This window comes from Rugamonas apoptosis (genome assembly GCF_014042355.1).
GTDB lineage: Bacteria > Pseudomonadota > Gammaproteobacteria > Burkholderiales > Burkholderiaceae_D > Rugamonas > Rugamonas apoptosis.
Genome location: NZ_JACEZU010000007.1, coordinates 151,239 through 164,613, shown reverse-complemented (window position 1 = coordinate 164,613; position 13,375 = coordinate 151,239). Strand labels below are relative to the sequence as shown.

Genomic DNA, 13,375 nt, shown 5'->3' with positions numbered 1-13,375 from the left:
CGTTGATGCGGAACAATGCAATCCAGCTTTGCGTTGGGCTAGCCTGGAAATTTCTGCCAGCATGATGGGTGCCGCGATCATCTGGATAGAATCTATCCCGTTGTGTGGCGCTGGCCAGCCGTCGCGGCCAAAAAACGATATTCCTTGGATTTGGGCTGAGTAGCTCTTAAGCTACAACGAGTATATGATCAACCTATTCCGATATCGGCGTGAAGATGGTTGTGAACCGTTCACGGAATGGCTAGATGCGCTGCGCGATAGAGTCGCGCAGACGCGTATTCGGATACGCCTGCTTCAACTTGAGGCTGGTAATTTTGGCGACTGGGCACCCGTAGGCGAGGGCGTGATCGAATTGCGTATTCATGTCGGCGTGGGGTACCGGGTATACTGTGGCCGCCATGGACGATCGGTTGTGCTTCTGCTCTGTGGTGGCGGAAAACGCTCGCAGCCGGCCGACATCCGGTATGCCAAGGAACTATGGATGGAGTGGAAGCGGAGGCAGTCATGGGTAAGTTGAAGGGACTGGTCTCGCATCATGAGGCGGAAGTCGCTGAATTGCGCGCTGACCGGGAACTGGCAGTCGAGTACCTGAAGGCCGCGATGGAGTCGCTCGATGATCCAGATAACCGCGCGGCTGGATTGTTGGCCCTGCGCACGGTGGCCGAAGCTTACGGCGGGCTGGCTGCGGTTGCGGCTGAGGCTGGTATCAGTCGCGAAACCTTGTACCGTACGCTGTCGCCCAAAGGTAATCCGACCCTGAGGACACTGCTGGCCGTGCTCAAGACGGTGGGCATGCGATTGTCTGTCGAGCCGGAAGCTAATCGGGGCGAACATGCGCCTGATCTTGGCCATGATGCCTGGTGTCACGAGCAGTCCAATCCCGGCGATTCTCAAGAAGAATGGGCGCAGACCCGGAAAAGCAGGCTTGTCGGGCCAGCGACCTCATGAAGCGACTTTGATGAAGATACTCGCGATTTCCGGCAGCCTGCGGGCGGCCTCCCTCAATTCCATGCTGCTGCGCGTGCTGGCGCGCGTGGCGCCAGCCGGCGTCGAGGTGACGCTTTACCCGGACCTTGGCCGGCTGCCGTTGTTCAATCCCGACCTGGCCGATGGGCCGCCAGCCATCGTCCGCGCGCTGGAGCAGGCCATCCTTGACGCCGACGCGCTCGTCATCGCCAGTCCAGAGTATGCGCATGGCGTCACGGGTGCCATCAAGAACGGGCTGGACTGGATGGTGGGGAACGAATCGTTCATCGACAAGCCGGTGGCCCTGTTCAACGCCTCGCCGCGCGCGACGCACGCGCACGCGGCCTTGCGCGAGACGGTCAGCGTCATGTCGGCCCCGGTGGTCGATGCCGCCTGTATCGTGGTGCCGCTGGTGGGCGCGAACCTGGACGAGCAGGCGTTGGAGCATGATACGGCCATGGTTGCCGCATTGCGCGGTGCGTTGCTGGCGTTGCGTGAGCACGTCGGCGCGGTGGCCGCCGACGCTACGCCTCAGTAGATTTCATCTTCCTGCTTGCAAGCGACAAACATCGCCGCATCAATCGAGAACGAATAGTCGGCCTGCACCGCGAAGTAGTCGCGCGCCTCGCGCGGGGCGGAATCGAACAGGCTGCGGATGGCCTGTTCGCGCAGCGCCGGGGTGCGCATGCGCGCCACCCATTCCGCGAACCGCATCTCCAGTTTCCATTGGCTCTCCAGCCGCTGGGCGAAGCCGGCCATGCCCAGCTTGTGGGCCCATTCACACAGCCGGTAGTCGCGCACGTGCGAGCCGTCGCGCAGCAATTCCACCGCCTGCAAGGTGGTGTCGCACAGGGCCGACGCGGGCGCCACGATGTCCACCACCACCAGCTTGCCGCCAGGGCGCAGCACGCGCCACGCTTCCTGCAGCGCGGCCGGCACGTCCAGCCAGTGGTGGGCCGAGAAGCGCGTCACCACCAGGTCGAAAATGCCGCCGGCGAACGGCAACTGGCCCACGTCGCCCTGCTGGGTGCGGACGTTCTCCAGGCCGCGTTCGGCCGCCGCCTGCGTCACCACGTCCAGCATGGCGTCCGACAAATCGTAGGCCACCACCGATTGCGCCACGGGCGCCACGGCGAAGCTGGCGTGGCCGGCGCCGCAGCCCAGGTCCAGCACCCGGGGCAGGGCCATGCCGCGCGCGAAGTCGCGCATGGCGGCCAGGTCGGCGCCCTGGGCGTGTACGGCGCTGCTCAGGTAGGCTTGTGCGGTGTTACCGAATTGCTCAACGACGACGGCTTGCTGTTTCATGGTGGTTTCCTCGTGTGGTGGGGAACCATCAGGATAGGCAATCTGTTATCCTGTAACAAGACAATGACTTATACTGGTATAACTTCTACCATGCACACCACCCTCGGCGATTACATCCGCGCCCACCGCGAGCGCGTCACGCCCGCCAGCACCGGCCTGCCCGGCGGCGGACGGCGCCGCACGCCCGGCCTGCGGCGCGAGGAACTGGCCCAGTTGTGCGAAGTCAGTCCCACCTGGCTCACGTGGCTGGAGCAGGGCCGGCCGGTGGCGGCCTCGGCCCGCCTGCTGGCCCGCCTGGCCGATGTGCTGCGCCTGTCCGTGGCCGAACGGGCGTACCTGTTCAGCCTGGCCGGCCGGCTCGACCCGCAGCACGACCTGGACGGTGGCGCGGCCGGGCAGGGGCTGGACGCGTTGGTGCGCGCCATCAACGCCCCGGCCTACATCCTGGACCGCCAATGGGATGCGCTGGCCTGGAACGCCGACGCGGCGGCCCTGCTGCGCGGCTGGCTCGACGGCCAGGAGGCGGGCAAGCCCAACCTGCTGCGTTTCATGTTCCTGCGGCCGCAAGCGCGCAGCCTGACGGTGGACTGGCCGGAACGGGCACGCCGCCTGGTGGCCGAGTTCCGCGCCGACACGGGCCGCCACGCGGCCCAGGAACCGCTGGCCAGCCTGATCGCCCAACTGGAGGCCGCCAGCGAGGAATTCCGCCAACTGTGGACCTTGCAGGACGTGGTGGGGCGCGAAGGGGGCGCGCGCCGCTTCCGTGACGCGGCCGGTGGCGAGCACACGTTCAGTCAGGTCACCTTGCACCTGGCCCAGCGTCCGGACTTGAAACTGGTGATGTTGTTGCCGGTGGCGGCCGCACCCGCACCCGCACCCGCACTCGCACCCGCACCCGCACCCGCACCCGCACCCGCACCGGATACCAGACTGGCGTCACCGCCAGCATGAATATTTCCCTCTTGCTATAATTTCCCGGAGCGCCGGCCATCCGCCGACGCTGCTGGCTCTGGACGTCGCCATGATGACGTTCCATGCGGCCGCATCCCACCATCCCGGCGGCCACCGTTATGCTAGAGGTCCGCTCTGTCCGCCATCGTCTACTCCCGCAGGGAAAACCTGCATGCCATTTACGCCATGCTGATCGCCGTGGCCATGTTCTCAATGATGGACACGGCCATGAAAGTGCTGTCGGCCCACTACCCGGCCATGCAGGTGACGGCCTTGCGCGCGCTGTGCTCGCTGCCGCTGCTGTGCGCCTACATGGCGTACCGGGGCGCGTTCTCCGGCATCCTCAAGGTGCGCTGGCCCATGCACGTATTCCGCGGCGCGCTCGGGATCGGCATGCTGACCCTGTTCGCGTTCGGCTTGCGCAACCTGTCGCTGGCCGAGGCGTATTCCATCTTCTTCATCGCGCCGTCGCTGATCGCGGCCCTGTCCGTGTTCGTGCTGAAGGAAAAAGTGGGGCGGGCCCAATGGGCCGCCATCGTGGTCGGCATGATCGGCGTGCTGGTGGTGCTGCGGCCGGAGGGCACGGGCTTCCTGTCCGTCGGCGGCCTGGCCATTCTGGGCGCGGCCGTTTTCTACGCCATGTCGGCCATCGCCAGCCGCGTGCTGAGCCGCACGGACAACAATGAATCGATGATGTTCTGGTATCTGCTGATGATGGCCGGCGGCGGACTGGCCATGTCGGCCAGCGGCTGGGTGCCGGTGCGGCAGGACGACTGGCTGGTATTGGTGGCGCTGGCGCTGAGCGGCTTTTTCGGCCAGTTGGCCATCACGGAAGCGTTCAGCAAGGGCAAGGCGTCGACCGTGGCCTCGTTCGAATACTCGGCCCTGGCCTGGGGCGTGGCCATCGACTGGCTGCTGTGGCACACCTTGCCGGACGGTTACACGGTGCTGGGCGCGGTCATCATCGTGGCCAGCGGCATCTATCTGGTGCGGCACGAGGCCGTGCATGCCGAGGCGGAACATCCGTGATTGGCTGGCAACGGCGCGAAAACGTGGCTGGCCCAACTTCGCTATAATCGCGGGATGCTTAAACAACGCACCGTCAAACAACTGGTCCGCACCACAGGTGTGGGCCTGCATTCCGGCACCAAGGTCGAACTGACCTTGCGCCCGGCCGCGCCCGATACGGGCATCGTGTTCCGCCGCGTGGACCTCGATCCCATCGTCGAGTTCCCGGCCAGCGCCACGGCCGTGGGCGATACGCGCATGGCATCGGTGCTGGTCAAGGATGGGGCGCGCGTGTCCACCGTCGAGCACCTGATGTCGGCCTGCGCCGGCCTCGGCATCGACAACGTGTACATCGACGTGAGCGCCGAGGAAATCCCCATCATGGATGGTTCGGCCTCGTCGTTCGTGTTTCTTTTGCAACAGGCGGGCGTGCAGGAACAGCCCGTGGCCAAGAAATTCATCCGCGTGCTGCAGCCGGTCGAAATCCGCGACGGCGTGGGCGACAAGGAAAAATGGGCCAGGTTGTCGCCATACAACGGCTTTAAATTAGACTTTTTCATCGAATTCAATCACCCGGCCGTGGATGGCACCAGCCAGCGGGCCCAGGTCGATTTCGGCGACGTGTCATACGTGCATGATGTGGCACGGGCCCGTACCTTCGGCTTCATGCAGGACGTGGAAATGCTGCGCGGCATAGGTTTGGCGCGCGGCGGTTCGCTGGAAAACGCCATCGTGATGGATGAATACCGCATCCTCAACTCCGATGGCTTGCGTTATGACGACGAATTCGTGCGCCACAAGATCCTGGACGCCATCGGCGATTTGTACTTGGTAGGCCATCCCTTGCTGGCCAGCTACGAGGCGCACAAGTCCGGCCATGCGCTCAACAACCAGCTGCTGCTGGAGTTGCTCAAGCATCCGGAAGCGTATGAAATCGTTTCGTTTGAGACGAATGAGGCGGCACCGCCCTCGTATCTGCGCCAGATGGCGCGTGAGTGGGCGCTAACTTAAGTCCCTGCGCCTGAAAATCGGGGTCCGTCCCCGATTTTTTTTTCGCCTTTTTTAGCCGCCGCCTTCGCGGCGGCGCGCCACCATCCGTTGCAGCGCCTCGATCAGGGTGGCGTTCTGGGGCGTCTGCTCCAGCGTATGGCCCAGCTCGTCGAACGCGGCCACGGCCGCTTCGGGCAGCGACAGTGCCCGCATCTGTTCCTTGATCTCGGCCGCTTTCACCATCTGCACCCGCAGCTTGACCCCCAACACCTGCCAGCCGCGCCGGGCCAGCGTGTCCTGCAACTTGGGAATTTGCTGCTTGAGCTTGGCCGCCAGCGCCGCGTTGGGCGTGGCCAGCAGCAATTGTCCATCCTCGAACGACAGGATCTCCACGTACTGGAACATGGCCGGCAAGGCCGCCGCGCAGTCGCGCTGCAGCGACGCCATCCGTTCGATGGCCGGCAGCAAGGCGGCCATCTTGTCGTCGCGCCGCAGGAAATCAGTGGCGCCGACGGCCGTGGGCCGCTTCAGGGACAGGTTGGAGGAGTTGAAACGCATGGAGAATCGCATGGGCCGAAACATATCACAAGCCGGCCCGTCCGTGCCGGTCCCTGTCACACGACTGCAGCAATTGCGCGCTACCCTCCGCTAAGCATGTGTGAAATGTATTGATTTTGTGGCATTGTTCTGCTTTGGGCTATTGTTATATAGGTCTCTACCCCAATGTTGGCGACTGCGCATGATAAAATCATCGTCTTTTGCCATAGTCGAACTCCGTGCGGTAAGGCAACTTTCACCAACAGAGCTTTTTTTAACGGCGTTTTTTCAAGAATTCAAGCATGTCATTACTGACCCAGATTTTCGGTAGCCGCAACCAGCGGCTGCTCAAGCAATACCAAAAAACGGTACGCGAGATCAATGCGCTCGAGCCTGTCATTGAAAAGCTGTCGGATGCCGAGCTGCAAGCGAAGACGCCCGCGTTCAAGCAACGCATCGCCAACGGTGAGTCGCTGGACGCGCTCCTGCCGGAAGCGTTCGCCGTCTGCCGCGAAGCGAGCAAGCGCGTGTTCAAGATGCGCCACTTCGACGTACAGCTGATCGGCGGCATGGTACTGCACTACGGCAAAATCGCGGAGATGGGCACGGGCGAGGGCAAGACCCTGACGGCAACGCTGCCGGCCTACCTGAACGCGCTGGCCGGCAAGGGCGTGCACATCGTCACCGTCAACGATTACCTGGCCCAGCGCGACGCCGACACCATGAGCAAGCTGTACGGCTGGCTGGGTTTGACGACCGGTATCAACCTGTCGCAGATGGAACACGCCGCCAAGCAGGCCGCCTACAACGCCGACATCACCTACGGCACCAACAACGAATTCGGTTTCGACTACCTGCGCGACAACATGGTGTTCGAAGCGCGCGACCGGGTGCAGCGCGTGCTGAACTTCGGTATCGTCGACGAGGTCGATTCGATCCTGATCGACGAGGCCCGCACCCCGCTGATCATCTCCGGCCAGGCCGAGAACCATACCGACCTGTACTACAAGATCAATGAAGTGCCGCGCCTGCTGACCCAGCAGATCGGCGAGGAAACCCCGGACGGCAAGGGCAAGGTGGACGTGCCCGGCGACTACACCAAGGATGAGAAAGCCCACCAGGTGCTGCTGACGGAAGCGGGCCACGAGAAGGCCGAAGCCATCCTGACCAAGATGGGCCTGCTGCCCGAAGGCGCCTCGCTGTACGACTCGGCCAACATCACGCTGGTGCACCACCTGTACGCGGCGCTGCGCGCGCACGCGCTGTACTTCAAGGATCAGCACTATGTGGTGCAGAACAATGAAGTGATCATCGTCGACGAATTCACCGGCCGCCTGATGACGGGCCGCCGCTGGTCCGACGGCCTGCACCAGGCCGTGGAAGCGAAGGAAGGCGTGAAGATCCAGAACGAGAACCAGACCCTGGCCTCGATCACCTTCCAGAACTACTTCCGCATGTACAGCAAGCTGGCCGGCATGACCGGTACGGCCGACACGGAAGCGTACGAATTCCAGGAAATCTACGGCCTGGAAACGGTCGTCATTCCGCCTAACCGTCCATCGCAGCGCAAGGATCGCCACGACCAGGTGTACAAGTCGTCGGCCGAGAAGTACAACGCCATGATGCTGGAAATCCGCGAATGCTACGACCGCGGCCAGCCCGTGCTGGTGGGGACCACCTCGATCGAGAATTCGGAACTGCTGTCGGGCATCCTGACCAAGGGCGGCTTGCCGCACAACGTGCTGAACGCCAAGCAACACGCCCGTGAAGCGGAAATCATCGCCCAGGCCGGCAGCCCCAAGGCCATCACCATCGCCACCAACATGGCCGGTCGCGGTACCGACATCGTGTTGGGCGGTAACGTGGAAAAACAGATCCAATTCATCGAAGCGAACGCCGAACTGAGCGACGCCGACAAGGCGGCCCAGGCGCAGCAACTGCGTGACGGCTGGCAGGCGCTGCACAACCAGGTGGTGGCGGCCGGTGGCCTGCACATCGTCGGTACCGAGCGCCACGAATCGCGCCGGGTCGATAACCAGCTGCGTGGCCGTGCCGCGCGCCAGGGCGACCCCGGTTCCTCGCGCTTCTTCCTGTCGCTGGACGACCAGTTGCTGCGCATCTTCGCGGGCGACCGCGTGCGCGCCATCATGGACCGCCTGAAGATGCCGGAAGGCGAACCGATCGAGGCGGGCATCGTGTCGCGCTCGATCGAATCGGCCCAGCGCAAGGTGGAGGCACGCAACTTCGATATTCGTAAGCAATTGCTGGAATACGATGACGTGGCCAACGACCAGCGTAAAGTCATCTACCAGCAGCGTAATGAATTGCTGGAAAGCGTGGACATCGCCGAGCTGATCCAGTCGCTGCGCCATGGCGCCTTCACCGACGTGGTGCGTGAATACGTGCCGGCGGAATCGGTGGAAGAGCAGTGGAACATCAAGGGCCTGGAAGCGGCTTTGCTGGCCGAATGGCAGATCGAACTGCCGCTGCGCGCCATGCTGGAATCGGAACAGAACCTGACCGACGAGGACATCGTCGAGCGCGTGCTGGCCGCCGCCGACGCGCTGTACCAGAGCAAGATCGACATCGTCGGCAAGGAATCGTTCGGCGGCTTCGAGCGCAACGTCATGCTGCAAAGCGTGGACAGCCACTGGCGCGAACACCTGGCCGCGCTGGACCACCTGCGCCAGGGTATCCACCTGCGCGGCTATGCGCAGAAGAACCCCAAGCAGGAGTACAAGCGCGAAGCGTTCGAACTGTTCGGCCAGATGCTGGACATGATCAAGAACGAAGTGGTGCGCCTGATCATGACGGTGCGGATCCAGTCGCGCGAGGAAATCGACGCGGCCGAAGCGGCCATGCAGCAGCCGCACGTGGGCAATGTGCATTACCAGCACGCCGACTTCAACCCGGATGCGGCGCCGGAAGACTTGCTGGCGCCGACCGCCAACGCGGAACCGGCCACCGGCGAGCCCTTGCTCAACATGGGCATGAAAGTGGGCCGCAACGATCCATGCCCTTGCGGCAGCGGCAAGAAGTTCAAGGCTTGCCACGGCAAGCTGGCCTGATTCACTTCAGGCTGGAATGAAAAACGGAAGCGCGTGCGCTTCCGTTTTTTTTCGAAATTGTGTTACGTCCCGAATTTTCGGAATTGTGTTACGTCCCCGATTGTTCTGCTGTTAGTTGCGCGCCGCGTCGCGCTGGGGCGCCACGCGGGGGATGGTGATGTGGATGGTGGTGCCGGCGCCGGGCGCGGAGTCGATGGCGATGCGTCCGCCCAGCACGCCGGTGACGATGTTGTAGACGATGTTCATGCCCAGTCCGGTGCCACCCTGGCCCATCTTGGTGGTGAAGAAGGGGTCGAACACGTGGCGCAGCACGTCGTCCGACATGCCGGCGCCGTCGTCGCTGAACACCAGGTCCACCATGTCGTCCTCGGCCGCGCCGGCCTCGATCGTGATGTTGCCGCTGGCGCGGTGCTCGAACGCGTGGGCCAGCGCGTTGTTGAGCAGGTTGTTGAGGATCTGGTACAAGCCGCCCGGATAGGAATCGAGCTTGATGCCGTCGGGTACTTCCACCCGCATCGCGCAGTTGGCGCGCCGCAAGCGCGGCATGTAGGTGGCCACCGTGTCGTGCACGGCCGTGGCCAGGTCGAATTCGCGCCGCTGGTCGTTGGTCTGGTCGACGGCGATCTGCTTGAATGAGGAGATCAGGTCGGCCGCCTTGCGCAGCGAGCCGGAGATCAGTTCGCTGGCCAGGCGCACTTCGCCCAGGTATTGCTGCAGTTCGGAGCGGCGCAGGTTGCCGCTGGCCACCAGCGTGTCGAAGCTGTGCACCCGGTCGCCCAGCGTGGTGGAGGCCAGCAGGCTGTTGCCGATCGGCGTATTGAGCTCGTGCGCGATGCCGGCCACCAGCGAACCGAGCGAGGCCATCTTTTCGGCCGCCAGCAGTTCGTGCTGGGTTTGCCGCAGGGTGTCGAGCGCGGCGCTCAGGTCGGCGTTGGCCCGCTCCAGCGCGGCCGAGCGCTCGCTGACCCGGCTTTCCAGCGACACATTCAAGTCCTTCAGCTCGCGCTTGGCGTTCAGTTCCTCGCTCAAGTCCAGCAAGGCCCAGATGATGGCCTGGCGCCCATCCAGCACCAGCGTCGAGGACCAGATGGCCACGCTGCCCACGCTGCCGTCGGGCAGCAGCACGCCGGCCACGTCGCCTTGCACGGCGCCGTCGCGCAGGAAAATGTCCCACAGGCGGTCGCGCTCGCGCATGCTGGCCCAGAACGACAGCTGGTCCGAACGCCGGCCGATCAATTCGCCCACCGGGTGGCCGAAGGTACGCGTCAGCGCCTGGTTGGCGGCGATGATGTGGCCATCGAAGTCTGTCACGCTCAGCGGCAGCGGCGCCATGTCGAACAAGGTCTTGAAACGGGCTTCCGATTCCGACAGCCGCTGTTGCGACTGCTCCAGCTGGGCCACCCGCTGGCGCAGCGCGGCGCTCATTGCGTTCAGCGAGCGTGAGAACTGGTCGATCTCGTCGCCCGCGCGGTGCGGCGCTTGCGGCGCGTCCGGATCCAGGCCGGGGGCCAGTTGGCGGGTCTGGCCCGTCAACGCCTGCAGCCGCTTGCCGATGCCGTGGGTGAACAGGTAGAACAGGGCCACGCCCAGCACCAGCCCGCCCAGCGAGATCACGCCGCCTTGCCACATCACTTCATCGCGCGCCTGTTGCAGGTCGCGCGTGGACAGGCCGAAGTTGAGCGAGCCGACCTTGTTGTCCCGTAACAGCAGCGGCGTGCGCGCGTGCAGGGTGTGGCCGTCGTCATAGGTGCGCACCACCTGGCCCGGCCCGCTGTTGGCGGCCAGCGCGAATGGCAGCGTGGGCGCGCGCGTGCCCACTTCGATGATGGGGTGGCGCTCGGCGTCGAGGATGACGATGTAGCGCAGGTAGCTGTCGTTGGGATCGGCCAGCATTTCGGCCAGGTAATTGCTCAGCTCGGCCAGCTTGCCGCGGGTGGCGTAGGGACCGAGGGTCAGGTTGAGGGTAACTGCGTATTCATGGGCCACCCGTTCCGCATTCCTGCTGACGGCGCTGTCCATCAGCCGCAGGCTGTTCCAGATCAGCAGACCAACCACCAGTGCCTGTACCACGGCACTGAGCAGCAGAAATTTCGCGCGCAGCGATAAACTCAAGACATGCCTCCCATACCAGCCTATCGACGCCGGACGAGACAGCGCCCGCGCCCCAGGATCGGGGCGCGGGCGCAGCACACGCCAGCCTTTACGGCAGGGTCAGGATGACCTTGACGGTATCATCCACTGCCGACTTGTCAATATAACCGATCGCCTTGGGATCGGCAGCAACGGCTTTCTTGACTTCAGCGTTGGAGGAGTATTCCTTCGGTGGCGTGCCTTTGCCGGTAAACACCAGCTTGGACCAGATCGCCTTCACCTGGGCCGGGTCCTTGTCGGCCGCCTTGTGGTAGAAGTCGGCACGGATGGGCGAGCCTTCGGCCTGGTCGATCGGCGTGAACATGGCCGATTTGCCCAGGAAGAATTGGGACGCCTGTTCCGAGAACATGCGGGTGGCTGGATTGGCCTTGTTGACGATGACCACCGTTTCGGCACTGGCCGACAGGGCGGTGGCGGACAGGGCGCACAGCAGGGAGGCCTGGAGCATCAGTTTCATGTCATCCTCCCGTTCAGAATACAAAGTCGAGCGAGGCGGCCACCACGGTGACCGTGTCCGTGAAGCCCGTCGCGGGACCGTTGATCATCAAGCCGGCCTTGCCAGGCGTCTTGGGTTTGACGCGGTCGATCTGGACCTTCAAGTCCACGTTCTTGGCGAAATCCCAGCGCACGCCGATCAGGTCGGTGCTTTGCTCGGCCGCCGTCAGCACGCCGTTGACGGCGGTGGACAGGGGACCGGCTGGCGGGAAGCCGGCCGGCAGCGTGACGGATTGGCCATGCTGGGTGACGGCCGCGTGGGCATAGTACGGCAGTACTTTGCCGATGCGGTAGCCGGCCATCGCATACCAGGAATTGGTGTCGGGGATATAGACCGGATCCTTGGCGCGGCGTTGACCGTATTCCATCTGGCCCACGATGTTGTTCCAGTCCAGCAGCGCGCCCACGGCCGTGAACGTCACCTTCTTGCTGTTGTTGAAGCCGAGGTCATTGGCCAGGGTGGGGAAGCCGACCTTGGTCAGCACGCCTTGCAGCTGATTGAGTGGAACCGCGTCATTACTGCTCAGCTTGGCCTGCACGTGGGCCGCGCGCAACGTCACGGGGCCGTGTTCGACGGCCACGCTCAGGCCCAGCACGGGCGCGCGGTAGGTGGCCACCGTCGTGCCGCCGGTCAGCACCAGCTTGCCGCGGCTGACGCCGGCGATACCCTGGGCCGTGAAGTTGGTGTCGCCAAACGCATGCTGGTAATTGAAGTCGGCGCCGTCGGCGCTTTCGATCGGATCTTGCGCGTACATCTCGATCGGCGGACGCATCATGGTGTTGGCGTAGCCCACGTTCTGGTAGTCCGAAATCACGAAGGTGGGGATCACGACCCGGCCCACGCGCACGTTCAGTTCATCGTTGATCTTGTATTTCACGAAGGCCCAGGTCAGGTCCGTGGTGAAGGTGGGGCTGGTGTTCTTGCGGGTCAGCACTTGCACCGTGCCCGACAGTTCGTCGTTGACCTTGTAGCTCGCTTGCAGGCCCAGGTTGCTGTCCAAGCCGATGCGGGCTTTCTCGCCCACGCCTTCGGCCTGGTTGTAGCGGATGAACTGGACCTTGTCGGTGTCGGTCTTGGCCACGCCCAGCGTGCCGAAGCCACCGATGGTGAGATTGCCGTCATCCATGGCGCCCGCGTGGGCGCCGCCGAATGCCGCGAATAATGCACTTGCCAGTACGAGTTTTTTCATAAGTCCCCTCTTGTTGTCTCTTACGTCGAGAAATAGCTATTTTTATTTTGGTGCTTGCACCCAGGGCTGGCTCAGGATCGCTGCCGCCGCCTTGCGTGCTTAGATGTAACCTTAGACGAATTTCCCTGGAGCATAAAACTACATCGTGCGGAATTGCGTTGCCGGGGTGAAAACTGTGGTTTTTTCACCGACGTCCAGGACAATATCCGCTCAGCGTGCGCCAGATATGACAACGCCCAGCACGTGGCCGGGCGTTGTGTGGCAAGCCGGACGGTGCTTATGGCAGCGCCGGCATCACGTGCACGCTTATGGCAGCGTCAGGATCACTTTCACGCTGTCATCTACTGCGGCCTTGCTGATGTAGCCGATGGCCTTGGGATCGGCCGCCACGGCCTTGCGCACGTCCGCGTCGGAGTGGTATTCCTTGGGTGGCGTGCCCTTGCCGGTAAATTCCAGCTTGGACCAGATGGCTTTGACCTGGGCCGCGTCCTTGTCGGCTATCTTGTGGTAGAACTCGGTGCGGATGGCCGAGCCTTCGGCCTGGTCGATGGGGGTGAACATGGTCGATTTGCCGAGGAAGAACTGGGCCGCCTGTTCCGAGAACATGCGGGTAGCCGGGTTTTTCTGGCTGACGATCACTACGGTTTCAGCCGATGCCGGCAGCGCCGCCGCAGCCAGGGCGGCCAGCAGCAAAGAAGTCATCATGGATTTCAT

Annotated in this window: 13 protein-coding genes; 7 read left to right on the top strand and 6 right to left on the bottom strand. The window is 63.6% G+C overall.

All coding sequences use genetic code 11. The annotated features are described in order from the left end of the window. Window positions 1-184: 184 nt before the first annotated feature. The 3 genes from H3H39_RS15295 to H3H39_RS15285 are packed head-to-tail and all read left to right on the top strand — an operon-like array spanning window position 185 to window position 1,504. Window positions 185-517, top strand: coding sequence for a type II toxin-antitoxin system RelE/ParE family toxin (locus H3H39_RS15295; RefSeq protein ID WP_182154255.1), 333 nt, complete (start codon window positions 185-187; stop codon window positions 515-517). After that, window positions 505-948 carry an addiction module antidote protein gene (locus tag H3H39_RS15290; protein WP_229218064.1) on the top strand — a complete coding sequence of 148 codons (444 nt, stop codon included), beginning with the start codon at window positions 505-507 and terminating at the stop codon, window positions 946-948. The genes H3H39_RS15295 and H3H39_RS15290 overlap by 13 nt, the downstream gene beginning before the upstream one ends. Before the next feature lie 10 nt (window positions 949-958). Next, window positions 959-1,504 (top strand): NADPH-dependent FMN reductase, encoded by a 546-nt coding sequence (locus H3H39_RS15285; RefSeq protein WP_182154254.1) that lies wholly within the window; start codon window positions 959-961, stop codon window positions 1,502-1,504. Here the strand turns inward: H3H39_RS15285 and H3H39_RS15280 are convergent. Further along, on the bottom strand, window positions 1,498-2,271 hold the full coding sequence (locus H3H39_RS15280) for a class I SAM-dependent methyltransferase (RefSeq protein ID WP_182154253.1): 774 nt from the start codon (window positions 2,269-2,271) through the stop codon (window positions 1,498-1,500). The two genes, H3H39_RS15285 and H3H39_RS15280, sit on opposite strands and share 7 nt — an antisense overlap. 90 nt (window positions 2,272-2,361) lie before the next feature. On the opposite strand from H3H39_RS15280, the gene H3H39_RS15275 reads away from it, so the two are divergent. The 3 genes from H3H39_RS15275 to lpxC all read left to right on the top strand — a co-directional run bounded on the left by H3H39_RS15275 (window position 2,362) and on the right by lpxC (window position 5,241). Beyond that, on the top strand, window positions 2,362-3,222 hold the full coding sequence (locus H3H39_RS15275; protein ID WP_182154252.1) for a helix-turn-helix transcriptional regulator: 861 nt from the start codon (window positions 2,362-2,364) through the stop codon (window positions 3,220-3,222). Window positions 3,223-3,408: 186 nt separating this feature from the next. After that, the gene (locus tag H3H39_RS15270) at window positions 3,409-4,251 is read left to right on the top strand and encodes a DMT family transporter (protein ID WP_182154251.1); all 843 of its coding nucleotides are present in this window, start codon (window positions 3,409-3,411) and stop codon (window positions 4,249-4,251) included. A gap of 54 nt (window positions 4,252-4,305) precedes the next feature. Next, window positions 4,306-5,241, top strand: coding sequence for a UDP-3-O-acyl-N-acetylglucosamine deacetylase (gene lpxC / locus H3H39_RS15265; protein WP_182154250.1), 936 nt, complete (start codon window positions 4,306-4,308; stop codon window positions 5,239-5,241). A gap of 51 nt (window positions 5,242-5,292) precedes the next feature. Here the strand turns inward: lpxC and H3H39_RS15260 are convergent, their stop codons facing one another. After that, a complete protein-coding gene (locus H3H39_RS15260) occupies window positions 5,293-5,778 on the bottom strand; it encodes a DciA family protein (RefSeq protein ID WP_229218063.1) in 486 nt (161 codons plus the stop codon). Window positions 5,779-6,059: 281 nt separating this feature from the next. Here H3H39_RS15260 and secA point away from each other — a divergent pair, with 281 nt between their 5' ends. Beyond that, window positions 6,060-8,825 (top strand): preprotein translocase subunit SecA, encoded by a 2,766-nt coding sequence (secA, locus tag H3H39_RS15255; RefSeq protein ID WP_182154248.1) that lies wholly within the window; start codon window positions 6,060-6,062, stop codon window positions 8,823-8,825. Between the two features lie 111 nt (window positions 8,826-8,936). Here secA and H3H39_RS15250 read toward each other — a convergent pair whose 3' ends face one another. The 4 genes from H3H39_RS15250 to H3H39_RS15235 all read right to left on the bottom strand — a co-directional run bounded on the left by H3H39_RS15250 (window position 8,937) and on the right by H3H39_RS15235 (window position 13,366). Continuing rightward, on the bottom strand, window positions 8,937-10,937 hold the full coding sequence (locus tag H3H39_RS15250) for an ATP-binding protein (protein ID WP_182154247.1): 2,001 nt from the start codon (window positions 10,935-10,937) through the stop codon (window positions 8,937-8,939). A gap of 88 nt (window positions 10,938-11,025) precedes the next feature. Continuing rightward, window positions 11,026-11,424, bottom strand: coding sequence for a type 2 periplasmic-binding domain-containing protein (locus H3H39_RS15245; RefSeq protein ID WP_375540438.1), 399 nt, complete (start codon window positions 11,422-11,424; stop codon window positions 11,026-11,028). Window positions 11,425-11,446: 22 nt separating this feature from the next. Continuing rightward, a complete protein-coding gene (locus H3H39_RS15240) occupies window positions 11,447-12,661 on the bottom strand; it encodes a porin (RefSeq protein WP_182154245.1) in 1,215 nt (404 codons plus the stop codon). Window positions 12,662-12,967: 306 nt separating this feature from the next. Continuing rightward, window positions 12,968-13,366: a type 2 periplasmic-binding domain-containing protein gene (locus H3H39_RS15235; RefSeq protein WP_375540434.1), complete on the bottom strand. Its 399-nt coding sequence runs from the start codon at window positions 13,364-13,366 to the stop codon at window positions 12,968-12,970. Window positions 13,367-13,375: the final 9 nt, after the last annotated feature.

Bases quoted from the DNA above. Each gene is read 5' to 3' on its own strand.
- H3H39_RS15245 (WP_375540438.1), bottom strand. From the start codon at position 11,424: ATGCTCCAGGCCTCCCTGCTGTGCGCCCTGTCCGCCACCGCCCTGTCG.
- H3H39_RS15295 (WP_182154255.1), top strand. From the start codon at position 185: ATGATCAACCTATTCCGATATCGGCGTGAAGATGGTTGTGAACCGTTC.
- H3H39_RS15240 (WP_182154245.1), bottom strand. From the start codon at position 12,661: ATGAAAAAACTCGTACTGGCAAGTGCATTATTCGCGGCATTCGGCGGC.
- H3H39_RS15285 (WP_182154254.1), top strand. From the start codon at position 959: ATGAAGATACTCGCGATTTCCGGCAGCCTGCGGGCGGCCTCCCTCAAT.
- H3H39_RS15275 (WP_182154252.1), top strand. From the start codon at position 2,362: ATGCACACCACCCTCGGCGATTACATCCGCGCCCACCGCGAGCGCGTC.
- H3H39_RS15260 (WP_229218063.1), bottom strand. From the start codon at position 5,778: ATGCGTTTCAACTCCTCCAACCTGTCCCTGAAGCGGCCCACGGCCGTC.
- H3H39_RS15270 (WP_182154251.1), top strand. From the start codon at position 3,409: ATGCTGATCGCCGTGGCCATGTTCTCAATGATGGACACGGCCATGAAA.
- lpxC (WP_182154250.1), top strand. From the start codon at position 4,306: ATGCTTAAACAACGCACCGTCAAACAACTGGTCCGCACCACAGGTGTG.
- H3H39_RS15235 (WP_375540434.1), bottom strand. From the start codon at position 13,366: ATGATGACTTCTTTGCTGCTGGCCGCCCTGGCTGCGGCGGCGCTGCCG.
- secA (WP_182154248.1), top strand. From the start codon at position 6,060: ATGTCATTACTGACCCAGATTTTCGGTAGCCGCAACCAGCGGCTGCTC.
- H3H39_RS15280 (WP_182154253.1), bottom strand. From the start codon at position 2,271: ATGAAACAGCAAGCCGTCGTCGTTGAGCAATTCGGTAACACCGCACAA.
- H3H39_RS15290 (WP_229218064.1), top strand. From the start codon at position 505: ATGGGTAAGTTGAAGGGACTGGTCTCGCATCATGAGGCGGAAGTCGCT.